This is a genomic window from Flagellimonas baculiformis (assembly GCF_033441575.1).
In the GTDB taxonomy this organism is placed as follows: domain Bacteria; phylum Bacteroidota; class Bacteroidia; order Flavobacteriales; family Flavobacteriaceae; genus Flagellimonas; species Flagellimonas baculiformis.
The window spans coordinates 183,838-205,932 of record NZ_JAUZVW010000008.1 but is presented as its reverse complement, the minus strand read 5'-3'; the positions used below and the strand labels follow the sequence as shown (position 1 = coordinate 205,932).

Below are 22,095 nucleotides of genomic sequence, written 5' to 3'. Positions count from 1 at the left end.
TATCGAGAACCAAAAATTTCATTACCAGAAACCGTTTCTCGATACAAAATCCCTCTGGAATTTCACTCGAATCGACGGTTTTTGGCATCAGTAGTATTCAAAGAAAGTTTAATAAAATCCTAACCACTGGATTCGTTTTCTGATCCAAGTTTTTTTTAGACCTTTACCCCTTAAACCAAGGAAATGAAAAAGCACAACTTTAGCGCAGGCCCCTGTATTTTACCCAAAGAGGTAATGCAAAAGGCATCCGAAGCCGTTCTGGAACTGGATGGCATCGGTCTTTCACTCATTGAGATTTCGCACCGCAGCAAGGAATTTGTGGCCATAATGGACAAGGCCCGTTCCTTGGCCTTGGAACTAATGGGTCTTGAGGGAAAAGGGTATCAGGCCCTCTTCTTGCATGGTGGCGCCAGTCTGCAATTTTTGATGACGGCCTACAATCTTTTGGACAAAAAAGCGGGCTATGTGAACACGGGCACGTGGAGCCAAAAGGCCATCAAAGAGGCGCGTTTGCTGGGTGACGTGGTGGAAGTCGCTTCTTCCCAAGAACAAAATTTCAACTATATCCCAAAGGGATATTCCGTGCCTTCGGACCTAGACTATTTGCATTTGACCTCCAACAATACCATTTTTGGTACACAGATAAAGGAATTTCCCGAAACTGATGTGCCATTGGTCTGTGATATGAGTTCGGACATCTTTTCGCGCCAGCTCGATTTTTCCAAATTTGACCTGATCTATGCCGGGGCCCAAAAGAATATGGGACCTGCCGGGGCCACTTTGGTGGTCGTGAAGGAAGATATTTTGGGCAAGGTATCCCGAAAAATACCCTCCATGCTGGATTATTCCATCCATGTGAAGCAAGAGAGCATGTTCAACACCCCTCCCGTTTTTGCGGTCTATGTGTCCATGTTGACCATGCAATGGCTCAAGGATCTCGGAGGAATTGCCGCCATTGAGGAAATCAACGAGCGCAAGGCCAACCTGATCTATTCGGAGATTGAACTCAACCCCGTATTTTCCGGGTATGCGGCCAAGGAAGATCGTTCTTTGATGAACGCAACCTTCAACATTACCGACGACGCGCTGAAAGACACTTTTGATACGATGTGCAAAGAAGCTGGAATCAGTGGGATCAACGGACATCGGTCTGTGGGTGGTTATCGGGCTTCCATGTACAATGCGCTTCCCATCGAAAGCGTAGGGGTCTTGGTGGACATCATGAGTGAACTGGAAAAGAAAGGATAATTTTAATGGTAAGAATTTTAGCCAATGACGGCCTGGCCCAATCGGGAATCGATTTGCTGAAAAGCGAAGGTTTTGAAGTCCTCACTACAAGGGTCGCCCAGGAACAACTGGCCAACTTTATCAACAAGAATGAAATCACCGGTCTTTTGGTACGCAGCGCCACAGAGGTCGATAAGAAAACCATAAATGCCTGCCCCGGCCTGAAGTTGATCGGTCGTGGTGGTGTGGGCATGGACAATATTGATGTGAAGCATGCCGAATCCAAGGGAATCCATGTCATCAACACTCCCGAGGCATCTTCAGAATCAGTGGCCGAACTGGTATTTGGGCATCTGTTCAATGGAGTCCGTTTCCTTCACGATTCCAATCGCAATATGCCCTTGGACGGGGATAGCATGTTCAAACAGCTGAAGAAAAGCTATTCAGGAGGAGTTGAACTGCGAGGTAAAACCTTGGGTATTATCGGTTTTGGCAAAATTGGTCAGACCACGGCCAAAATGGCATTGGCATTGGGTATGAAGGTTATCTTTACCGACCATCATGTGGGCAAGACCACATTGGAAATCCCTTTCTATGATGGACGATCCATTACATTCGACCTGGAAGTGATGGATTTGGATGCCGTGCTGAAGCAATCCGATTTTGTGAGCATCCACGTGCCCGCGCAGGAAAAATACATCATCGGTAAAAAGGAGCTTGCAAAAATGAAACATGGGGCAGGCATCATCAATACCTCGCGTGGCGGTGTGCTGGACGAAGTGGCCCTTGTGGAGGCCTTGGACAGTGGACACCTGTCATTTGCAGGATTGGATGTGTACGAATCCGAACCGAAGCCGGAAATCAAGATCTTGATGAATCCCAAAATATCCCTTTCACCACATATCGGCGCCTCTACCGTTGAGGCTCAGGAGCGCATTGGGGTGGAACTGGCCCAACAGGTTATCCAATTGTTAAAATAATTGGTTTATATAGCCCTGACCCGATTTTAAAACCTGCCGTTGTGCGTTTTTGGCTGAAATTTGTCAGTTCGAGTGATTTTTCGAAAGAAAAATTGTATCGAGAACTAGAATTTCAATCCCAAAACCGATTAGCTAAGCTGAATCTTCGATTTCTCGATACAAAATTCTTTCAGAATTTCACTCGAATTGACGGCTTTGGTATAAAAACCTTCATAATGCATAACGGGTTAAAACCTACTTTTTTGTACATTGTCCTTCTAACCTTAACGTAAAGAAAAGATGTCAGGATTATTGGATTTATTGAACAGCCCCATGGGCAGACAGGTGATCAACGGGGTAGCCAACCAAACAGGACAATCGGAAAGCAAGACAGCAGACGTATTGAGCATGGCCATGCCCCTTTTGATGGGTGCCATGAAAAAGAACACTTCAACGCCAGGAGGCGCACAGGGGTTGATGGATGCCCTCTCCTCCAGACACGACGGTAGTATTTTGAACGATTTGGGAGGCCTATTTGGAGGTGGCGTGGACCAAAGTGTGATGAACGACGGTGCAGGGATACTTGGCCATGTGCTCGGTTCAAAACAGCCACAAGTGGAAAATGCCCTGAGCAGCAAATCGGGTTTGGATGCAGGAACCATATCCCAGATATTGAAGATTGCGGCCCCTATCCTATTGGGATATTTGGGGCAACAGACGCGCCAACAAAAAGTGAACAGCCCTGATGGCCTCAATGGTCTCTTGGGAGGTTTGATGGGCGGAAACAAAAAAGCCGCTAAGCAACAGTCCCTTATCGAAACCTTTTTGGATTCCGATGGTGATGGCAGCGTCATTGACGATTTGGCCGGAATGGTACTGAACAGTGGGAACAGCAGGAAAAGTGGACTGGGCGGAATGCTCGGCGGACTTTTCGGAAAGTAAGATCCTCTTATACTATATTTAACAGGGCCGTTTGAGTATTCAAATGGCTTTTTTTGTATATTAATCTTATGAAAAAGAGAATTTTATCCCATTTTATGGCCATGGTTGCGGGAGTATTTCTACTGATATCCTGTACGGCCCAGAAAGAAGCACTGGACATTTCCAATGAAGAGCAGGCCGTGTTCGACTCTGCGGAAGAGGAACCTGTGGAAATCAAGGATGAAGAAACGGAATATGAGATCATCATCATTGAACCCGGGTTTTATACCTGGCTCCAGTCCATTGCAAGACCTGAAGGTTATTATTCCCAGAGTTTTTTGGAAAACCGGAACGCCATTATGGTCATCAATTGGAACCAAAGAGTATTGCAACCCTCCATGTACAATCCCAATCTGTACGAAATGCAGATCAATTACGACCCCAATATCGACTATGGCTATGAGGTCAATTACAAGCTCTACAATTATTTTATCTATTTCCAACGAAAATACAACCAACGCCTAGGCCCCTTCTTTCCCAGGATTTAATGTATTATTTTTGTGCCAACTAGTTCGAGGCAATGGAAAAATTGAAAAAGCGTTGGGAAATTCAGAAAAACTGGCAGTTGCTTTTCCCTGTTCTTGGCGTTCTGCTGAACGTTTTCGCCGCTTTTCTCATTGCCAAAAATTCCCCTAAATGGTTTGGTGTGCAAAACACTACGATAGAATGGCTTATCATTGTTGCTTTTTGTACTATACTGTCATTTTCCTTGGTCCGATTTTTTCTTTGGTGCTTCCAAAAATTGGAGCACAAGTGGAAAGTGACCTACAAGTGGGAAATGATCGCCATTTTCATTGTTTTTGCCATTACTGGTTCCCTTTCCGGCAAATTGGCGGGGCCACTGGTGGAATTGTTGGGCCTTGGGCGCGAAGTGACACATCCTGTATTATATTGGATAGCACGGATTGTGCTTATCCTTCCCATTTATAAAATCATCTTGGTCATTATGGGTTGGCTTTTCGGTCAGTTCCGATTCTTTTGGGAATTTGAGAAGAAAATGCTCCGCCGAATGGGTCTAGGCTTTCTGTTGCCATAGTTTATGTTTTTTTTAACATGGATTGTGCAATGTGCTTGGTTACTTTGTTGGGTATGACCTCGTTCCTCCAAAAACGCATTGGGATTTTTGTTTCCCTTGTCATGGCCGTGGCCATTTTGGCTCCTTCCCTGATAAAATTGGGACATGCCTTGCATGGGCACAATTCGGAGAAAAAATGCGTCTCCTACGGAACAAACCACATCCACAGTTCAGATTTTGACTGTGATTTCCACGATTTTACGCTGGCATCCAAAGTATTGTTCTCCTCCCAATTTGTGTACACACCTGTGGAGGTTCCCAATATCATCTATTCCAGCACCTACCTTTCCAAAGTTTTTGAATCTTGTTCAGCGAAGCATTTGGCTTCAAGGGCACCCCCACTGGCATAGCGTCCGGCACCCTTACTGAATTTTAAAAACTTTATCATCTACGAATGAAACAATTTTATATTTCAATGCTTTTGGCATTGACCCCCCTATTTATATGCGCCCAAAACACGTTGACGGGCCGAATAACGGATTCAGAAACCAATAGTCCTTTGGAGCAGGTATCCGTTTATTTTCCACAGCTCGAAAAAGGAACCGTGACCGATGCAAATGGAGACTTCACGCTGAAAGGACTTCCTGAAGGATCCTACAAATTGGTCATTGCCTATCTGGGCTATGAAACCTATTCCATTTCTTATCAGGTCAGTGCTGGGGCAAACCAATTTGATTACCAAATGGTGCCATCGGCCATTGAAATCGATGAAGTGGTCCTCTCTACCCCTTTTCACAAATTGGAACGCGAGAATGTGATGAAAGTGGAACAAAAATCCATTGCGGAGCTGAAAAGCAATGGTGCCATCACCCTTGCCGATGGGATCACCAATATTCCCGGGGTCTCTTCCGTTTCCACGGGTATGGGTATTGGAAAGCCCGTCATCCGGGGTCTGAGCTTTAACCGAGTGGTTGTCTATACCCAAGGAGTGCGCTTGGAAAACCAGCAGTTTGGTGGTGAACACGGTCTGGGCATCAATGATGCAGGGATATCGAGCGTGGAGGTCATCAAAGGCCCTGCCTCGCTTTTGTACGGTTCGGATGCCTTGGGAGGCGTTCTGTATCTGAATCCGGAAAGTTTTGAGCTGCCAGGGCAGACCTCTGGGGATGTCAACCTGAACTATTTCACCAATACCTTGGGCTATGGTGCCAATGCCGGTTTTAAGACTTCAGGAGAGAAATTCAAGTTTTTGGCCCGTGGGGCCTATGCTTCCCATGCAGATTATGAAACTGGAGATGGAACTGGTGTGACCAATTCCAGGTTCAATGAAACGGATTTCAAAACGGGGCTGGCCTATCAGGCGACCCAGTTCAAATCAGAGCTTCGGTACAATTACAACGCTTCCAATTTGGGGATTCCCGAAGAAATAGGGGTCCAGAACAACGATCGGGACCCGCTTTTGCCCAACCAAGAGCTCTCCACGCACATCATCAGTTCCAAGAACAATTTTTTCTTTAAAAAGTCTAGTTTGGAAGCTACTTTCGGATACACGTTCAACGACAGGAAGGAATTTGAGGAACATCATCATGAAGAGGAAGGCGAAGAGCACGAAGAAGAGGAACATGAGGAAGAGGAAGGAGAAGAAGGCCCCGCACTTCATATGGAGCTGAGCACCTTCAATTACAACATCCAATTCAATCCGCAGTGGGGCAAAATGACCACTATTTTCGGAATTCAGGGCATGCATCAAAAGAATGAAAACTTTGGGGAAGAAGTGTTGATTCCGGATGCCATTACCAACGACTTTGGAATTTTGGCCACCTCTCACATCCATTTTGACCGAAGTGACCTGCAATTGGGGCTACGATATGACCTCCGTTCCATCAACGGGGAAGAAAGTGGCTTGGTCGGTGAAGAGACCTACATTGGTGCACTCGACAGAAATTTCAATAGCTTCAATGCCTCGGCGGGGATTCGTATGGACCTTACGCCAAATATCATAGGCCGGTTCAATCTTGCCACTGGATTCAGGGCCCCTAACCTATCAGAATTGACGTCCAATGGCTTGCACAGTGGTGCCAACCGTGTGGAGATTGGCAATCCTGACCTGAAAAGTGAGCAAAATTTTCAAGTGGATGTAGCGCTGGAATACAACAACAAACATTTTGAGGCCTATATCAATGCCTTTTACAATGGCGTGAACGATTATATCTACTTGCAACCTACGGGAGAGTTTAGGGAAGAAGATCCGATCTATGACTTTCAGCAACAGAATGCGACCCTGTACGGAGGCGAATTTGGGTTCCATTTGCATCCCCATCCTTTGGATTGGCTCCATTTGGAGAGCAGTTACGATATCGTTTATGGACAATTGGAGGACAAATCCAACCTACCCTTGATTCCTGCCAACCGATGGACCAACACCTTTCGGGTGGAATGGAAAAAGAGGGCATCGCAGTACCGATGCTATGCATTTGTGACCCTTCAGACCCATTTTGACCAGAACAAGGTTGCCGATTTTGAAACGCCAACACCCCGATACAATTTATTCAATATGGGTATTGGTGGAGACGTGAGGATTTTTGATCAAAAAATCGGGTATAAGATCAGTGCAAACAACCTCTTTGATAAAAACTACATCTCCCATTTGTCCCGTTTGAAGACGGACGGCATTGCGAACATGGGCAGGAACATTGCTTTTAACCTAAGCATTCCACTTTAAACAAATCCAAAACGGGAATTATAGTGAAATTAAAGGTCGATCTTTTTAGGTTGGCCTTTTTTCTTTGAGGCCAAGAGATAAGTGTAGATCCACGTCAACGTGAAGGTGGGAATAACATCCAGACCGGGGATAAGTTCCTCGGCAAAGGTGATCAAACCGGCAGCCTGTCCTACCCTGCCCTTGTACAACCGCGTCATGAGCCATCCGGCCACGGGGGCCCAAATCACATCGGAAAACTCCCCTATGCCCGGTATTGCATAGGATATCATACCAATACCATCAAACAACAACCCTAAAAGAAGGTTGCGGTACTTATTGTCTTTTTCTTCTGCCATAAAGGAAAAATAGGAATTCCCTTTGAATTGGAAAAATGAAGTTTAGGACAAATCGGCACTGATCAATTTCAGGAACTCGTTGCGCGTCTCTATTTTCTCGAACTGTCCCCTAAAACCAGAGGTTGTGGTCACAGAATTCTGTTTTTGCACCCCACGCATCATCATGCACATGTGCGAGGCTTCTATCACCACGGCAACGCCCTTGGGCTTCAATGTGCTGTTGATGCATTCCAAGATATCGTGCGTCAGTCGTTCCTGGACCTGGAGCCTACGGGCAAACACATCCACTATTCGGGGAATCTTGCTCAGACCCACAATGTGTCCGTTGGGAATATAGGCAACGTGCGCTTTGCCAAAGAAGGGCAACATGTGGTGTTCGCAAAGCGAATAGACCTCAATGTCCTTAATGATCACCATGTCGTCATAACTTTCCGCGAACATGGCGCCTTTTAGGATTTCCTCCGCATTCTGTTTGTAGCCTTGGGTCAAGAAAAGCATAGCCTTTGCTGCACGTTCGGGGGTTTTTAGAAGACCCTCTCGGGTTACATCCTCACCAATATCCCCCACAATTTTGGCGAAGTGGTCCTTCACCTCATTGGTAATCTCAATATTGTATTCTTCAAGATATTTGTATGGTGCCATTAAGTGTTTTTTTGGGATAATAGGGCATTCAGTTTTTTGATCTTTGGATCGATGATGAACTGGCAATACGGTTGCTGCCTGTGATCGTTATAATAATTATGGTGTTCCTCCTCGGCCAAATAAAACGGTTTTTCTTCGGATATGGCGGTCACAATCGGTGATGCAAAGATGCCTTCTTTTTCCAAAAGGGCAATGAATTCTTCCGCAAGATACCTTTGCTCTTGGGTCGTATAAAAAATCTCGCTACGGTATTGGGTGCCCACATCGTTTCCTTGTCGGTTCAATGTAGTGGGGTCGTGCGTGGCAAAAAAGACCTCCAAAAGTTCTGTGTAAGAAATTTGGGCAGGATCAAAAGTAATCTTGATGGCTTCAGCATGGCCTGTCCTACCCGTACAGATTTCCCGATAGGCCGGATTTTTGATGTTTCCACCTGTGTAGCCCGGAACCACTTCCGTCACCCCATTGAGCCGTTGGAAAACAGCTTCGGTACACCAAAAACAACCACCAGCAAAAGTGGCGGTCTCAATTGAATTATTTTTTTGTTTATCCATTATTAATCAAAGTTAAACAAAATAGATGGTTCCCTATCTATTTTGAAAATAAAATGTTTTTAAGCTTAGTCGGTGATCTTGCCCAAAACTTTATTTATAAAAATGTAATCTTTGTCCAATCAGCAGTAATCATTACTTTCACCCAGCGAAGCAGTTTTTCATGATCAAGGCTACAAATATCCAGAAAAGTTACGGTGACCTCAAGGTGTTGAAAGGGGTCGATATTGAAATCCAAAAAGGGGAAGTGGTTTCCATTGTGGGGGCTTCCGGTGCAGGAAAGACCACTTTGTTGCAGATTTTGGGCACCTTGGACTCCCCTACCAACAAGGGGGAAAGCACGTTATTGATCAACAATACCGACGTCAACCAATTGAACGACAAGAACCTGGCCCAATTCCGGAATGAGCATATCGGGTTCATATTTCAGTTCCACCAACTGTTGCCGGAGTTTACGGCCCTGGAAAATGTCTGCATTCCCGCCTTTATCAAAAAAACAGCCAGACCTGAGGCCGAAAAGCGGGCCAAGGAGCTGTTGGACTTTTTGGGGTTGAAAAACCGCTACGACCATAAGCCCAATGCGCTCTCCGGAGGTGAACAGCAACGCGTTGCCGTCGCCCGGTCTTTGATGAACAGTCCTTCTGTGGTGTTTGCGGATGAACCCAGTGGAAACTTGGACTCCGAAAGTGCGGACAACCTGCACAAACTGTTTTTTCAACTTCGGGATGAATTTGGGCAGACCTTCGTTCTGGTAACCCATAACCTTGAATTGGCAGATATGGCCGACCGTAAGCTCACCATGGTGGATGGCCTGATCGTTTCCAAAGACTGATATGACCAAAGCGGAGCTCAAGGATTTTTTGGATGAAAAAGTGGCGCAATACAACCATCCACGGTTTTTGGAGGATGACCCGCTTCAGGTCCCACACCGATTTTCCAAAAAGGAAGACATCGAAATCAGCGGTTTTTTAACGGCCACCATTGCGTGGGGCAATCGGAAGAGCATCATCAACAATGCTTCCAGATTGATGGAGCTGTTGGACAATGCGCCCTATGATTTCATCGTGAACCACACAGAAGATGATTTGGAAAAATTGGCTCCTTTTGTCCATCGGACCTTTAATGGGGCCGACCTTGGTTACTTTGTAACCAGCCTGAAAAATATCTACACAAACCATGGTGGTCTAGAAGATGTTTTTACCCAAAACCAAACAACGGATTCCATGCAGCACTCCATTTCCAAATTCAAGGAAGTTTTCTTTGAGCTTCCCCATTTGGCAAGGACGACAAAACACATTTCGGACCCCAACAAAGGTTCCGCCGCAAAGCGCATCAATATGTTTTTGCGTTGGATGGTGCGTGACAACAGCACCGGAGTGGATTTTGGGCTTTGGAAAGGTATCGATTCCGCCAGACTTTCCTGCCCATTGGATGTGCATTCCGGCAATGTGGCACGTAAGTTAAAATTGCTCAAACGCAAACAGAATGATGCCAAAGCACTATTGGAACTGGACAAAAATTTGCGAAAGCTCGATGCTTCCGATCCTGTAAAGTATGATTTCGCGCTTTTTGGGCTTGGGGTATTTGAACGGTTTTAAACTATGTTTTTTTAAATAGAAAAGACCCGCCAACATCCATCAGCAGGTCTTTTTCATCTACTTTATCTTTTTATTTCGTAAACGGATAGGCTGTTCCCAAAATGGTGATGGTAGAATTGGTGTAATCGATTTTGATATCCTTGATATCTGCAATGTCCACATCCAAAACTCCGGATTCAATATTTCGTGGGAACAATACAAAGTGTAAGGGGTCCTCAACCGTCATCGTGTAATCCAGACCGGCAGAACTGGTTCCGTTTGGTGACCCGTCCAACAGATATTCATCATCCCAAATATACAGTGGCGTATCGCTGCCCGCTATCCATGTCCTTGTGGAATTTTCTTGGTATTCGATCACGTCCCCGGCCTGTGTGGTGATTTTTCCATCTTCAATGACCACGCTGTACCTGAGATGACCGTCTTCGTTTTCTCCCAAATTTTTCACCACATGGGTCCCTTCCACTTTGTACTCATTATGGTAGTAGTCGGAAAACGTGGCAGTGTGCTGGCTGTCGGGCTGTCCGTACCAGTTCGTGGAAACAATGGTCACTGTACCTTTGCGGGTGACCCCATCCTTACCGAGGACGCCTGTTCCAAAATTTACGGTGATGGTTTTCGGAAATGTGACAAAATCGGCTGGGGATATGGTAATCTGCAGGCTTTCGGAAATGGTTTCGATGGATTTGGCCTGAGAACTGTTTGTCTCACTCTCTGCCGTCAATATCGCATCGCCATTGTTGTTCCCTATATCCTGGAATATTTTGCTTACCGTTACATACTCCACCAAAGCATCAACGGCAGATTCTGAAGTGGTCTCTTTTTTTACGTCTTCTTTGTCGCAACCAAACAAGAGTAAAGCCAATGTAGGTATCATCAGTTTTTTCATAATGGATAAGATTTGTTGACACAAATAACGCTAAATTCCTCATAATGTATATGTTCGGAGCATTATTTTTTCCAGTTGGAATGGTTTTTTGTGTCTGTTCGCCAGTAATACAACGGGGCGAACAAAAGGTTTGATCCATTACTTTGGGTATAGGTCGATTTAGCCGCCAAAACCAAAACCAGGGGCAAAATCCAATGCAATTTTCTGGCCTCCTTTGGAAATGGATTCATAAATGGCTGCACAGATGATCATGTCCCGCTTACCCATTTCGCCGGGGGCTTTGTTGGGTTCGCCGAACAATACATGCTTGGCAAAATCGTCCATTTGTAATTTTTGCTGGCTTTCGTGCGGAAACTTGATCTCGTCACCTTTGGAAGTACGTCCGCTCAAAGGACCATAATTGTTGGCAGGCTGAAGCTGGAACCAACCCGATGTCCCGGACACATACATGCTGTTGGCGTTGAAATTGTGAGAGGTAGTAATATTGCCCACCGCACCGTTGGGAAACATAAATTGGGCCGTAATCGTCTCGTCCGTATCCTTAAAGTATTCGGGCCGGGTACTGAACTCCTGCGCAGAAACCGAAATGGGGTTCTGTCCTGTTCCGTAAATGGCACTTTGGATGGCATAGACGCCCATGTTCAAGAGGGCACCGCCACCGGACAATTCCTTGTTCAACCGCCATTGGTCCGGATTTCCCGTGGAGCGATAGGCCGCTTCCGCAGAGACAAACTGGATGTCGCCAAAGGTTTTTTCCTTCACAAATTCCTTTACTTGCTGCGTATAGGGTTCCGATTGCAAGCGGTAGCCCATTCCCAACTTCACGCCCGCCTTCTCGCAAGCTTCAATAATGGCATCGCACTCTTCAACACTGACAGCCATGGGTTTTTCACAGATGACATGCTTGCCCGCTTTGGCGGCGCGTATGCAAAATTCGGCATGCATACTGTTCGGGAGGACTACATAGACCACATCAATGTCATCATTTTTGGCGATGTCATCAAAGTTTTGATAGTTGTAGATGTTTTTTGCAGGAATACCATACTTGTCTGCCCAGATTTTTTCCTTTTCAGGAGTTCCTGTCACAATTCCTGCCAAATAGCAGTGTTGGGTATCCTGCAAAGCAGGGGCCAATTGATAGGTGCTGTAACTACCGAGCCCCACCAAGGCGATGCCCAGTTTCTTTTTATCCTGATGGGTCCCCATGGCACAGGCAAATGGTGTGGCAGAAAGTAGGGCGGCACTACCCACTCCCTTTGCGATGACAGTGTTGAAATTTCGGCGGGTGATGGTCTTCATGTGTAGCGGTTTTTGGTGAAGTATTAAAGATAAACAATAGCTTCCTAATTCTGAGATGTTGGTTTCTTTTACGAATCTTTTAACAAATTGGGAAGTTTCAAAATATGTATTTTTAGCAACGTGTAATGATTCAACCTAAAACAAAATGAAAAACCTTTACCTATTCGGCATACTTCTGTGTGCCTCGATTGCCTTTGCCCAAGAACGAAAATTGCCCGTGGACACTACGGTGACCACACAGCATGCGGTGACCATCAATGGGACACGTATCAATTATACCGCTACGACGGGCACTCAACCTGTTTGGGACGAACTGGGGAAACCCATTGCGGCGCTGCACTACACCTACTACACCAGAAATGATGTGAAGGACAGGGCCGAGCGTCCATTGTTGATTTCCTTCAATGGTGGCCCAGGGTCGGGCTCGGTGTGGATGCACTTGGCCTACACTGGCCCACGTATCCTCAAAATCGATGATGAAGGGTACCCTGTGCAGCCCTATGGTGCCAAGGAAAATCCCTATTCCGTGTTGGACGTCACCGATATTGTCTATGTGAACCCGGCCAACACCGGATATTCCCGCACCATTCCCGAAACAGGGAAAGAAGTGGACCGTGATAAATTCTTCGGGATCAATGCCGATACCAAATATTTGGCGGAATGGCTGAATACCTTCGTAACGCGGAACAATCGTTGGAGGTCCCCAAAATATATTGTCGGGGAAAGCTATGGTGGTACCCGGGTGATGGGACTTTCCCTGGCGCTACAGAACCAACAGTGGATGTACCTGAACGGGGTGATCATGGTGTCACCTGCGGATTATAAGGTTTTCCGCGACAACGATCCTGTTTCCAGTGCGCTGAACCTCCCCTATTTTGCCGCAGCGGCATGGCACCACAAAGTTTTGCCCTCCGATTTGCAAAGCAAGGATCTTTTGGACGTTTTGCCGGAAGTGGAAGCATTCACCATCAATGAATTGTTGCCGGCCATCGCCAAAGGAGGATTTATCCCAGATGCAGAGCGAAAGGCCATTGCCGATAAAATGGCCAAGTATTCTGGGTTGGACGCCAAGGATATTATCGACCACAATTTGGATGTCCCCACCCAGTTCTTCTGGAAAAATCTATTGAAGGATGAAGGAGGCTACACCATCGGACGATTGGATAGCCGCTATTTGGGAATTGACAAACAACTTTTTGGTTCCCAACCGGATTATTCCCCAGAGTTGACCTCCTGGCTGCATAGCTTCACCCCTGCCATAAACTACTATCTGCAGGAAGAGCTGGGCTTCAAAACGGACATCAAATACAATATGTTCGGCCCTGTACACCCATGGAACAATGATGATGACAATGTGCGTGAAAACCTTCGTCAGGCGATGGCGCAGAACCCATACCTGAACGTATTGGTGCAATCCGGTTATTATGATGGGGCCTGTACTTATTTTGCGGCAAAATATACCATGTCCCAAGTGGACCCCAGCGGACGTATGAAGGATAGGTTTGAGTTCAAGGGATACCGTTCCGGACACATGATGTACCTCAGAAAAGAGGACCTCAAAACCGCCAATGACGATATCCGTGCCTTCATCCTACGCACACAGGCCAATGGCAAGAGCGCGAAGTATTGATTCTTCGATTTTCAAAAAATAAATGATTGAGCGGCGTGAAAATTATTTCATGCCGCTTTTTGTTTTTTTGATAAAACCATACATTTAACAAAAAACAAAGATGTTGAGAACACAAACCTTGATTTGGACCATGGCCGCATTGTTAGGATTTTTGAACCCGCTGAAAAGTACGGCCCAAGATTGGCCCAATCTGGAAAAGTACAAGGAGGCCAATGCCGCTCTGCCCGCACCTGCGGCTGATGAAGATAGAGTAGTCTTCATGGGCAACTCCATCACTGAGGGCTGGTCGGGCGCCAATCCGGATTTTTTCAATGACAATCCTTATGTGAACCGTGGAATCAGTGGGCAAACCACGCCCCAAATGGTATTGCGCTTCCGGCAGGATGTCATCGCCCTTGACCCAAAAATTGTGGTCATTTTGGCCGGTACAAATGATATTGCTGGAAATACAGGCCCCATGACCTTGGAGCAAATCAAGGACAACATCCTTTCCATGGTGCAACTGGCTAAGGCCAACGGCATATCCCCCATTGTCTGTTCAGTACTCCCTGCGTACGACTACCCATGGCGGCCCGGAAAAGAGCCCAATGTCAAAATCCCTGAACTGAACGGCATGCTCAAGGAGATGGCTGCCCAAGAAAAAGTCATGTATCTGGATTATTTTTCGGCCATGGCTGATGACCGCAATGGGCTTCCTAAAGAATTGACCACAGATGAGGTGCACCTGACCAAGGCCGGATATGTTGAAATGGAAAAATTGGTACAGGAAGCCATCCAAACCACCCTTTCGAAAAAATGAACGATCTAGAATTCTTAACTGCATTTGAGTCGGGAAGCTTTCCTCCGAGTTTGTTCGATCATGAGGCCCATTTGCGATTGGCATGGGTGAGCTTGAAACAGTATGGGGAAGAAAAGGCCATTGAAAAGGTGTGTCGAAGCATCAAGAATTTTGATGCGCTGCACGGGGATGGCAGCAAGTTCTACACAACCCTGACCGTGGCCTCCATCAAGACAGTGAACCATTTCATGCAAAAGTCCAAGTCCCATTATTTTGCGGATTTCATCCAGGAATTCCCCAGATTGAAGACTTCTTTCAAGGAATTGCTGGGCCAACATTATGGTTTTGAACTACTTTTTGACCCTAGGGCAAAAGAAGCGTATCTAGCACCAGACTTGCTTCCTTTTTGATGGTTCCATTGACTGGCAATTGTTTTTCAGTTACTTTGTAAAATGCAGCAAAACAAGGTCAGCATCATCATTCCCTTCAAGGACACGGCCCATTTTTTGCCCGATTGTCTGGATTCCATTCTGGGCCAGACCTATGAGAATTGGGAAGTTCTGGCCGTGAACGATCATTCCAGTGATTTGAGTTTTGACCTGCTTTCCACGTATGCCCAAAAGGATCCAAGAATCAAGGTATTCCAGAACGAGGGAAACGGCATCATCCCTGCCTTGCGGACGGGATATGCAAAAAGTAGCGGTGGATTTGTGACCCGGATGGATTCCGACGACATCATGAAACCGAATAGGCTGGAGGTCATGGTGGAATCTTTGTTGAAAACAGGAGAAGGGCACGTTGCCGTGGGCCAAGTACGCTATTTTTCGAACAGGGGAATCAGCAATGGATACGACCGTTACGAGAAATGGCTGAACCAATTGACGGCGACCGGAAAGAATTATAGTGAAATCTACAAGGAATGCGTCATCCCCTCCCCTTGCTGGGTGGTGCACCGAACCGATTTTGAACGCTGTGGCGCCTTCCGCCCGGATCGTTATCCAGAGGATTACGACCTCACGTTCCGATTTTATGGACAAGGCCTAAAAGTCATCTCCTGTACGCACGAACTGCACCTATGGAGGGATTATGATACCCGAACCTCACGGACACACGAACATTACGCACAGAATTATTTTTTGGATATCAAGCTGCATTACTTTTTACAGTTGGATCATGACAAGAATCGACCTTTGGTCGTTTGGGGAGCTGGTTTCAAAGGGAAAGCCATTGCAAAGGGACTTCAAAAAAAAGGGTTGGATTTTACGTGGCTGTGCGACAATCCCAAAAAGATTGGAAAACGAATCCATGGCAAGGAATTGGTGCATTTCTCGGCCCTGAAAGATTTGGATCGCCCACAAAGCATCATCACCGTGGCCAACGAAACCGCCCAACAAGAAATCAGGACCTATTTTCAAAGCTTGGGGCTGCAGCCCATGACGGATTATTTCTTCTTTTGTTGAATGAAAGTTATTAGGTTGTTCAGTTATTTGGTTATTGGACTTGAACTTTGCGCTTGTACTTGAGTTTATCTCTTGAACTTTATACTTGACCTGGAGTTTGCCCCCGAACTATTTTAATCCCTATATTTGTCCAATCAAAGTTGGGAATGCAGTTTAAACATCCGGAAATTCTTTGGGCTCTTTTTCTTCTGGTCATTCCCGTCATCATCCACCTTTTTCAGTTACGCCGATTCACCAAGACGCCGTTCACCAACGTGGCCATGCTCCAAAAAGTGGTTTCGGAATCCCGAAAAAGCAATTCGTTGAAGAAATGGTTGTTATTGTTCACCCGCCTATTGCTACTGGCCGCCATCATCATTGCTTTTGCACAACCCTTTACCGCACTGGTGACCGCCCTAAAAGAAAAGGAAACCGTGGTCTATCTGGACGACTCCTTCAGCATGCAGGCCAAGGACAATGGGCTCACCCTTTTGGAAAAAGCGGTACAGGACCTGATCAAAAATCTGGATGCGGAAACCAATTTCAGTCTTTTCACCAATGAAAGAACTTTTGCCAACATTCGCATCAAGGACATCCAGAATACGTTGTTGTCGCTCCCCTATTCATCCAAACAACTTCGCTTGGATGAAATCGGTTTGAAGGCGAACACCCTTTTTTCCACCTCCAATGCCACCACAAAAAATCTGATCGTCATTTCTGATTTTCAGCAAAGATTGTTTTCCGATGGTGCTTCCATCGATTCCACCCAAAATACCTATTTGGTGCCTTTGAGACCCGAGGAAGCCCAGAATGTGGCCATCGATTCCATTTTTTTGGAAGATGGGACAACGGACCAAGAATCGCTGGGTGTACTGTTATCCGGAGGGTCGGAGGATGGCAACCTGCCCATATCGCTCTATAATGACCAGGACCTAATCGCCAAGACAGCAGCGAAGTTTTCGGCCAACGGAACGGCCAAAGTGGTCTTTTCCATTCCATCGAACCAAGAAATCAATGGCAGGTTGTCCATTTTGGACAATGGTCTGGGGTATGACAACACCTTCCATTTCAACATCAATGCCAAGGAGAAAATCAAAGTGGTTGCGGTAACGGGTTCGGACAGTGACTATTTGGAGCGCCTCTACACCGATGATGAATTTGAATTGAAGAAATTCACCTTGAACCAATTGGATTACAGCGCTCTGGATGGACAAAACGTTGTGGTACTGGAAAACCTGAAGGCCATTCCCAACAATCTACAAAGTGTGCTCCGCACCTTTAGGGACAATGGCGGCACATTGATCATTGCCCCTTCGTTGGAGACTGATTTTCCGTCCTACAATGCACTGCTGGCAAGTTGGGAAGCTACGCGCTTCACGGACACGGTGACCACGGCCTCCCAAGTGACCACAATAGCTTATGGCCATCCGCTGTACAAGAACGTATTTGAAAGTGAGGTCGCCAATTTCCAGTACCCCACCGTGAAGGAACACTTCAAAATGCAATCAAGGCTGCCCAAGATCCTATCGCTGGAGGGAGGTGATGCCTTTTTGTTGGGCGACGATGGTCTTTACGTGTTCTCGGCATCCTTGGAACAGGAGAACTCCAATTTTAAAAACTCCCCATTGATTGTCCCCACCTTCTACAACATGGCCCATTCAAGCCTACAGGCACCCGGTTTGTACCATACGTTGGGAAGCAGCAGTTCCATCGACATAACCGCAAATCTAGGGAACGATGATATTCTGAAAGTTTCCAAGGAAGGGTATGAATTCATTCCCCTGCAACAGGCGTTTCCCAATCGGGTCAGGCTCACTTTTGACCAAAATCCGACCCAAGATGGTATTTATGCCATACAACAAAATGGGCGTTCCTTAAAAAATATCAGCTTCAATTATCCACGGGAAGAGAGCCAACTCCAATACCTGGATGTTGACAATCTGTCACATACGACCACCCAAGACTCCATAGCGTCCCTTTTTGACCGTTTGGAAGCGGACAGCAATATCACCGCTTATTGGAAATGGTTTGTTATTTTAGCGTTGCTTCTGGCGCTGATAGAGGTTATCATTCAAAAATTCGTTACATGAACATTCTGCTGAAGTCTGCAAAAATTGTTTGTCCGGAGAACAAGGAACTTCACTTGAAAAAGCGGGACATCCTCATCAAAAATGGAAAGATCGAAAAGGTGGCCGCTTCCATCGAAGCTCCTGCCAACACAAAATCAATCAACCTCAAGAACCTCCACGTATCGGTGGGATGGTTTGACAGTGGTGTGAGCTTTGGTGAGCCCGGTTTTGAGGAACGCGAGACCATCGCCAACGGACTTCGGGTAGCAGCGAGCAGCGGTTTTACCGATATTTTGCTCTATCCCAGCACCCATCCCGTGCCGGACACCAGTTCCGACGTGGTCTTCTTAAAGGAACGCGGATTGGGAAAACCCACCAACCTGCACCCGATGGGAGCGTTGACCAAAAATTCGGAAGGTGTGGATCTGGGCGAACTTTTTGATATGAAAAATGCAGGTGCGGTCGCCTTTTCCGATTTCAAGAAACAGGTCTCCAATCCCAATCTGCTCAAAATAGCTTTGCTATATGCCCAGAATTTTGATGGACTGGTCTTTTCCTTTCCCCAAGATGGGAGCATCAAGGGAACAGGGGTCGCCCATGAGGGCGAAGTGTCCACCACCCTTGGGTTGAAGGGCATTCCCGCCCTTGCCGAAGAACTTCAGGTTGCCCGCGATCTTTTTATTCTGGAATATACGGGAGGAAAACTCCATATCCCGACCATCTCATCGGCCGGATCGGTAAAACTGATCTCCAATGCCAAAAAGAAAGGGTTGGACGTCACCTGTAGCGTGGCCATCCACAACCTGTTCTTTTCGGATGAAGAGCTGAAAGGCTTCGACACCCACTTCAAAGTATCCCCTCCCCTTCGCAGCAAGGCGAACAGCAAGGCCCTCATCAAAGGCTTGAAGGATGGCACCATCGATTTGGTGACCTCGGACCATGTGCCCATCGACATCGAACACAAGCGGGTAGAGTTTGACAATGCCTTGGACGGCTCCCTAGGACTGGAATCTGCCTTCGGCAGCCTCAACCAACTGCTCGGCATAGAGGAGACCATCGCCTTGATGACCAAAGGTCGCTCCCGATTTGGAATAGAAAATCCATCGTTCAAAGAAGGGGCCAAGGCCAATATCACCCTGTTCAACCCAGACGAAACTTATACGTTCGGACCAAAACATATCCTGTCCACTTCCAAAAACAGCATGTTCTTGGGCGCGGAACTGAAGGGAAAAGTGTACGGCACCATCAATAACGACCAAATCATCATCCATGAGCGGGATTGAGACCGGAAAAACGACGGCCATTGTGGCCTACATCACCATCGTGGGCTGTCTCATCGCCATCACCATGAATTTGGAGCCCAAAAATAGCTTTGCCCGGTTCCACATCCGACAGGCCTTTGGCATCCACCTGCTTTTCCATGCGCTGGCCATATTGTTCACCTATTCGGGCCTGGCCTATGTATCGTTCATAGCCTATATTGTCTATATGGTGCTATGGGTGCTGGGCTTCGTACAGGCGCTGAACGGGAAGACAAAACCCCTACCTGTCATCGGTCCCTATTTTCAAAAATGGTTCACTTTCATTTCATAAAAAAGCAAAAAAAATGTCCCCCACCCCACTGTCCCTGGAATATTTGATACACCCCTCCCAACTGAAAACCGGGAAAATCCCTGCCATTTTCCTCTTCCACGGATATGGCAGCAATGAAGAGGATCTGTTTTCCTTTGCGCCGGAACTTCCTGGGGAATTGATGGTGATCTCGGTACGTGCTCCGTATGACCTGGAACCTTTTGGACATGCCTGGTATGCCATAAACTTTGATGCCGAGCAAGGAAAATGGAGTGACGACGCACAGGCGAAGGAATCCCGGGACAAAATCGTGAAGTTCATCGATGAGGCGATTGAAGCCTATGATCTGGATGCTGAAAACATTACCCTTTTGGGCTTTAGCCAAGGGACCATTCTGAGTTATGCCGTGGCCCTTTCCTACCCTGAAAAGGTCAAGAACGTGATTGCCCTGAGCGGTTATATCAACGAAAAAATCCTGATGGACGGTTATGCCAAAAAGGATTTGGCCCATCTTGATTTTTATGCCTCCCACGGACAGGTAGATCAGGTCATTCCTTTGGAATGGGCGCAAAAAACGCCTGATTTTCTGGAACATCTGGGCATTGCCTACACCTATGAAGAATTTCCCATCGGCCATGGGGTCTCCCAACAGAATTTCTTTTCCTTCCGAAAATGGCTGGTGGAGCGACTTTGATGTGAGAAGTCTGAAGTCTGAAGTCAGAAGTCGGAAGTCAGGAGTCAGGAGTCAGGAGTCTGAAGTAAGAAAATTTATTCGTGTCAGAATAGACCATAGAACATAGATGATAGAGGATAGACTTGGGTTATTCTGTTATTGGGTTATGGAGTTACTGGTTACTGTAAACTGCCTATTGCTAATTGAGACAATGGATTATTGGAATTTGGAATTTTCAGGTTTGTGGTTTCAGGTTCGGGATTTGGTCTGAAGTCAGGAGTCGGAAGTCCGAAGTGATTCGTGCCCATTCGTGACATTCGTGTCACCGTAAAACACCCCTAAGGTCCCCCTCAAGGTGACAGTTGTTCCGGATGGTTGCTTATTCTGTTATCGGTCATTGGTCATTGGTCGTTGTAAAGTGGATTTCCCCTTTAACCCTTGACCCTTTCGCCCGAAACCCGCAACTCGCAACCCTCCCTACTGGTCCATTGGCAATTTCAGATCTTGAATTTGGCGTTTGGAACTTGCACTTGAGCTTACCTCCCCATCAACCCAAATACCCCATCCGTCAACCCAAACCCTGCATCCGTCAGATCGTGCCCAAAACATTCCCACGATCGCCCCATCTTGCCGTTATTTTTTCACCCTAAAACAAAATATGTTATGAAGAACATCACGAAAAAACTGGGCATTGGCATCCTCGCCATGGCCCTTGTCTGGTCCTGCGACAAGGATGACGGGCCCGAGCCAACACCCGAACCCGAACCAATGAACGGTGCCCCTGTGATAGCGGCACAGGAGTTCACCGTTGGGGAGGACATCTCGGACACCTCCGTCATCGGAACGGTAACGGCCACCGATCCCGATGGGGACGAACTGGTCTTTACCCTAAAGGCCGACCCCGACGGCCTCTTTGAGATAAGTGCCACAGGGGAAATTTCCCTAGCGGATGGGAAGGCACTGGATTTCGAGAGCAAGGTGCAGCACAGCTTCACCGTGGAAGTGGGCGATGGCGAAAAGACGGCCACGGCCACCGTGACCATAAAGGTCACCAATGCGATCGAGAGCCTGGCGGAGGACCCCGCCTCCTTTGTCACCATATGGAAGACCACTGCCGCCAATGAGGAGATTGGCATCGTTACTAATATCGACCTTGCCTACAATTATACCATAGACTGGGGCGATGGCATCGTGGAACAAATCATTTCGGGAAACAGCCCACTACATGTGTACGCAGAGGCGGGTACCCATACCGTGGCCATCAAGGGGCAGTTCCCTCAGATCATTATGGGCCTCTTACCTTCCATGGCCCAAAAACTACAGTCCATAGAGCAGTGGGGCACGGTGTCGTGGAGCAATATGACCGGTGCTTTTGCCTCTTGTGTTAACATGGTACTCAATGCCACGGACACACCCGACCTCTCCCAAGTGGCCGATATGAGTCTCATGTTCTATGGTGCGACTTCCTTCAACGGGGATCTCAGCAGGTGGAGTACCTCCAATGTGACCGATATGATTGCGATGTTCTATGGAGCTGCTTCCTTTAATGCTGACATCAGTGGGTGGGACACCTCCAACGTCGGTAATATGAGTTCCATGTTTGCAGGGGCCACGGTCTTCAACGGGGACATCAGTGGATGGGACACTTCCAGCGTGACCGATATGAACCAAATGTTCGTCGGTGCCACTGTCTTCAACGGGGACCTTAGTGGATGGGACACC

Annotated in this window: 23 protein-coding genes; 18 read left to right on the top strand and 5 right to left on the bottom strand. The window is 46.9% G+C overall.

Annotated features, from left to right (window positions below; translation table 11 throughout):
• The first annotated feature begins 183 nt into the window (after positions 1–183).
• The 7 genes from serC to SD450_RS12935 all read left to right on the top strand — a co-directional run bounded on the left by serC (position 184) and on the right by SD450_RS12935 (position 6,904).
• Complete coding sequence (gene serC / locus SD450_RS12965) at positions 184–1,248, top strand: 3-phosphoserine/phosphohydroxythreonine transaminase (RefSeq protein ID WP_318344873.1); 1,065 nt, start codon at positions 184–186, stop codon at positions 1,246–1,248.
• Between the two features lie 5 nt (positions 1,249–1,253).
• Positions 1,254–2,207, top strand: coding sequence for a D-2-hydroxyacid dehydrogenase (locus SD450_RS12960; RefSeq protein ID WP_318344872.1), 954 nt, complete (start codon positions 1,254–1,256; stop codon positions 2,205–2,207).
• Between the two features lie 279 nt (positions 2,208–2,486).
• The gene (locus SD450_RS12955; protein WP_318344871.1) at positions 2,487–3,128 is read left to right on the top strand and encodes a DUF937 domain-containing protein; all 642 of its coding nucleotides are present in this window, start codon (positions 2,487–2,489) and stop codon (positions 3,126–3,128) included.
• Positions 3,129–3,196: 68 nt separating this feature from the next.
• The gene (locus SD450_RS12950; RefSeq protein WP_318344870.1) at positions 3,197–3,655 is read left to right on the top strand and encodes a DUF6146 family protein; all 459 of its coding nucleotides are present in this window, start codon (positions 3,197–3,199) and stop codon (positions 3,653–3,655) included.
• A 32-nt stretch (positions 3,656–3,687) separates the two neighbouring features.
• On the top strand, positions 3,688–4,203 hold the full coding sequence (locus tag SD450_RS12945) for a DUF6787 family protein (protein WP_318344869.1): 516 nt from the start codon (positions 3,688–3,690) through the stop codon (positions 4,201–4,203).
• Positions 4,204–4,256: 53 nt separating this feature from the next.
• Positions 4,257–4,592: a hypothetical protein gene (locus SD450_RS12940; protein WP_318344868.1), complete on the top strand. Its 336-nt coding sequence runs from the start codon at positions 4,257–4,259 to the stop codon at positions 4,590–4,592.
• Between the two features lie 44 nt (positions 4,593–4,636).
• Positions 4,637–6,904 (top strand): TonB-dependent receptor, encoded by a 2,268-nt coding sequence (locus SD450_RS12935; RefSeq protein ID WP_318344867.1) that lies wholly within the window; start codon positions 4,637–4,639, stop codon positions 6,902–6,904.
• A gap of 29 nt (positions 6,905–6,933) precedes the next feature.
• On the opposite strand, the gene SD450_RS12930 is transcribed toward SD450_RS12935, so the two are convergent.
• From SD450_RS12930 to msrA, 3 genes are read right to left on the bottom strand one after another with little or no spacing between them, the layout of a single operon-like run.
• Entirely contained in the window at positions 6,934–7,239 is a 306-nt protein-coding gene (locus tag SD450_RS12930; RefSeq protein ID WP_072882028.1) for a hypothetical protein, read from the bottom strand.
• Between the two features lie 42 nt (positions 7,240–7,281).
• Positions 7,282–7,881, bottom strand: coding sequence for a GTP cyclohydrolase I FolE (folE, locus tag SD450_RS12925; protein ID WP_318344866.1), 600 nt, complete (start codon positions 7,879–7,881; stop codon positions 7,282–7,284).
• A complete protein-coding gene (msrA, locus tag SD450_RS12920; RefSeq protein WP_318344865.1) occupies positions 7,881–8,432 on the bottom strand; it encodes a peptide-methionine (S)-S-oxide reductase MsrA in 552 nt (183 codons plus the stop codon). The genes folE and msrA overlap by 1 nt, the downstream gene beginning before the upstream one ends.
• A gap of 160 nt (positions 8,433–8,592) precedes the next feature.
• On the opposite strand from msrA, the gene SD450_RS12915 reads away from it, so the two are divergent.
• Positions 8,593–9,261: an ABC transporter ATP-binding protein gene (locus tag SD450_RS12915; protein ID WP_318344864.1), complete on the top strand. Its 669-nt coding sequence runs from the start codon at positions 8,593–8,595 to the stop codon at positions 9,259–9,261.
• A 1-nt stretch (position 9,262) separates the two neighbouring features.
• The gene (locus SD450_RS12910) at positions 9,263–10,027 is read left to right on the top strand and encodes a TIGR02757 family protein (RefSeq protein ID WP_318344863.1); all 765 of its coding nucleotides are present in this window, start codon (positions 9,263–9,265) and stop codon (positions 10,025–10,027) included.
• A 70-nt stretch (positions 10,028–10,097) separates the two neighbouring features.
• Here SD450_RS12910 and SD450_RS12905 read toward each other — a convergent pair whose 3' ends face one another.
• Both SD450_RS12905 and SD450_RS12900 read right to left on the bottom strand, forming a co-directional pair.
• The gene (locus tag SD450_RS12905) at positions 10,098–10,913 is read right to left on the bottom strand and encodes a hypothetical protein (protein WP_318344862.1); all 816 of its coding nucleotides are present in this window, start codon (positions 10,911–10,913) and stop codon (positions 10,098–10,100) included.
• Positions 10,914–11,072: 159 nt separating this feature from the next.
• Positions 11,073–12,212 (bottom strand): Gfo/Idh/MocA family protein, encoded by a 1,140-nt coding sequence (locus tag SD450_RS12900; protein ID WP_318344861.1) that lies wholly within the window; start codon positions 12,210–12,212, stop codon positions 11,073–11,075.
• 145 nt (positions 12,213–12,357) lie between these two features.
• On the opposite strand from SD450_RS12900, the gene SD450_RS12895 reads away from it, so the two are divergent.
• The 9 genes from SD450_RS12895 to SD450_RS12855 all read left to right on the top strand — a co-directional run.
• Positions 12,358–13,842 (top strand): S10 family peptidase, encoded by a 1,485-nt coding sequence (locus SD450_RS12895; RefSeq protein WP_318344860.1) that lies wholly within the window; start codon positions 12,358–12,360, stop codon positions 13,840–13,842.
• Positions 13,843–13,942: 100 nt separating this feature from the next.
• Complete coding sequence (locus SD450_RS12890; protein WP_318344859.1) at positions 13,943–14,641, top strand: SGNH/GDSL hydrolase family protein; 699 nt, start codon at positions 13,943–13,945, stop codon at positions 14,639–14,641.
• On the top strand, positions 14,638–15,030 hold the full coding sequence (locus tag SD450_RS12885) for a hypothetical protein (protein ID WP_318344858.1): 393 nt from the start codon (positions 14,638–14,640) through the stop codon (positions 15,028–15,030). Before SD450_RS12890 ends, SD450_RS12885 begins: the two co-directional genes overlap by 4 nt.
• A 42-nt stretch (positions 15,031–15,072) precedes the next feature.
• Positions 15,073–16,080, top strand: coding sequence for a glycosyltransferase (locus tag SD450_RS12880; RefSeq protein ID WP_318344857.1), 1,008 nt, complete (start codon positions 15,073–15,075; stop codon positions 16,078–16,080).
• 146 nt (positions 16,081–16,226) lie between these two features.
• Complete coding sequence (locus SD450_RS12875; RefSeq protein ID WP_318344856.1) at positions 16,227–18,149, top strand: BatA domain-containing protein; 1,923 nt, start codon at positions 16,227–16,229, stop codon at positions 18,147–18,149.
• Positions 18,146–19,411, top strand: a complete 1,266-nt coding sequence (locus SD450_RS12870; RefSeq protein WP_318344855.1) for a dihydroorotase — start codon at positions 18,146–18,148, stop codon at positions 19,409–19,411. The genes SD450_RS12875 and SD450_RS12870 overlap by 4 nt, the downstream gene beginning before the upstream one ends.
• Entirely contained in the window at positions 19,398–19,721 is a 324-nt protein-coding gene (locus SD450_RS12865; protein ID WP_318344854.1) for a DUF4870 domain-containing protein, read from the top strand. Before SD450_RS12870 ends, SD450_RS12865 begins: the two co-directional genes overlap by 14 nt.
• 13 nt (positions 19,722–19,734) lie before the next feature.
• Positions 19,735–20,394 (top strand): alpha/beta hydrolase, encoded by a 660-nt coding sequence (locus tag SD450_RS12860; protein WP_318344853.1) that lies wholly within the window; start codon positions 19,735–19,737, stop codon positions 20,392–20,394.
• A gap of 642 nt (positions 20,395–21,036) precedes the next feature.
• The coding region (locus SD450_RS12855; protein ID WP_318344852.1) for a BspA family leucine-rich repeat surface protein at positions 21,037–22,095 on the top strand (1,059 nt) is incomplete at its 3' end.

What these genes read in the sequence shown, in the direction of transcription:
- SD450_RS12940 (WP_318344868.1), top strand. Translation starts at nt 4,257, where the DNA reads ATGACCTCGTTCCTCCAAAAACGCATTGGGATTTTTGTTTCCCTTGTC.
- SD450_RS12890 (WP_318344859.1), top strand. Translation starts at nt 13,943, where the DNA reads ATGTTGAGAACACAAACCTTGATTTGGACCATGGCCGCATTGTTAGGA.
- folE (WP_318344866.1), bottom strand. Translation starts at nt 7,881, where the DNA reads ATGGCACCATACAAATATCTTGAAGAATACAATATTGAGATTACCAAT.
- SD450_RS12930 (WP_072882028.1), bottom strand. Translation starts at nt 7,239, where the DNA reads ATGGCAGAAGAAAAAGACAATAAGTACCGCAACCTTCTTTTAGGGTTG.
- SD450_RS12885 (WP_318344858.1), top strand. Translation starts at nt 14,638, where the DNA reads ATGAACGATCTAGAATTCTTAACTGCATTTGAGTCGGGAAGCTTTCCT.
- SD450_RS12955 (WP_318344871.1), top strand. Translation starts at nt 2,487, where the DNA reads ATGTCAGGATTATTGGATTTATTGAACAGCCCCATGGGCAGACAGGTG.
- SD450_RS12945 (WP_318344869.1), top strand. Translation starts at nt 3,688, where the DNA reads ATGGAAAAATTGAAAAAGCGTTGGGAAATTCAGAAAAACTGGCAGTTG.
- SD450_RS12900 (WP_318344861.1), bottom strand. Translation starts at nt 12,212, where the DNA reads ATGAAGACCATCACCCGCCGAAATTTCAACACTGTCATCGCAAAGGGA.
- msrA (WP_318344865.1), bottom strand. Translation starts at nt 8,432, where the DNA reads ATGGATAAACAAAAAAATAATTCAATTGAGACCGCCACTTTTGCTGGT.
- SD450_RS12865 (WP_318344854.1), top strand. Translation starts at nt 19,398, where the DNA reads ATGAGCGGGATTGAGACCGGAAAAACGACGGCCATTGTGGCCTACATC.
- SD450_RS12875 (WP_318344856.1), top strand. Translation starts at nt 16,227, where the DNA reads ATGCAGTTTAAACATCCGGAAATTCTTTGGGCTCTTTTTCTTCTGGTC.
- SD450_RS12960 (WP_318344872.1), top strand. Translation starts at nt 1,254, where the DNA reads ATGGTAAGAATTTTAGCCAATGACGGCCTGGCCCAATCGGGAATCGAT.
- SD450_RS12880 (WP_318344857.1), top strand. Translation starts at nt 15,073, where the DNA reads ATGCAGCAAAACAAGGTCAGCATCATCATTCCCTTCAAGGACACGGCC.
- SD450_RS12950 (WP_318344870.1), top strand. Translation starts at nt 3,197, where the DNA reads ATGAAAAAGAGAATTTTATCCCATTTTATGGCCATGGTTGCGGGAGTA.
- SD450_RS12895 (WP_318344860.1), top strand. Translation starts at nt 12,358, where the DNA reads ATGAAAAACCTTTACCTATTCGGCATACTTCTGTGTGCCTCGATTGCC.
- SD450_RS12910 (WP_318344863.1), top strand. Translation starts at nt 9,263, where the DNA reads ATGACCAAAGCGGAGCTCAAGGATTTTTTGGATGAAAAAGTGGCGCAA.
- serC (WP_318344873.1), top strand. Translation starts at nt 184, where the DNA reads ATGAAAAAGCACAACTTTAGCGCAGGCCCCTGTATTTTACCCAAAGAG.
- SD450_RS12915 (WP_318344864.1), top strand. Translation starts at nt 8,593, where the DNA reads ATGATCAAGGCTACAAATATCCAGAAAAGTTACGGTGACCTCAAGGTG.
- SD450_RS12935 (WP_318344867.1), top strand. Translation starts at nt 4,637, where the DNA reads ATGAAACAATTTTATATTTCAATGCTTTTGGCATTGACCCCCCTATTT.
- SD450_RS12860 (WP_318344853.1), top strand. Translation starts at nt 19,735, where the DNA reads ATGTCCCCCACCCCACTGTCCCTGGAATATTTGATACACCCCTCCCAA.
- SD450_RS12905 (WP_318344862.1), bottom strand. Translation starts at nt 10,913, where the DNA reads ATGAAAAAACTGATGATACCTACATTGGCTTTACTCTTGTTTGGTTGC.
- SD450_RS12870 (WP_318344855.1), top strand. Translation starts at nt 18,146, where the DNA reads ATGAACATTCTGCTGAAGTCTGCAAAAATTGTTTGTCCGGAGAACAAG.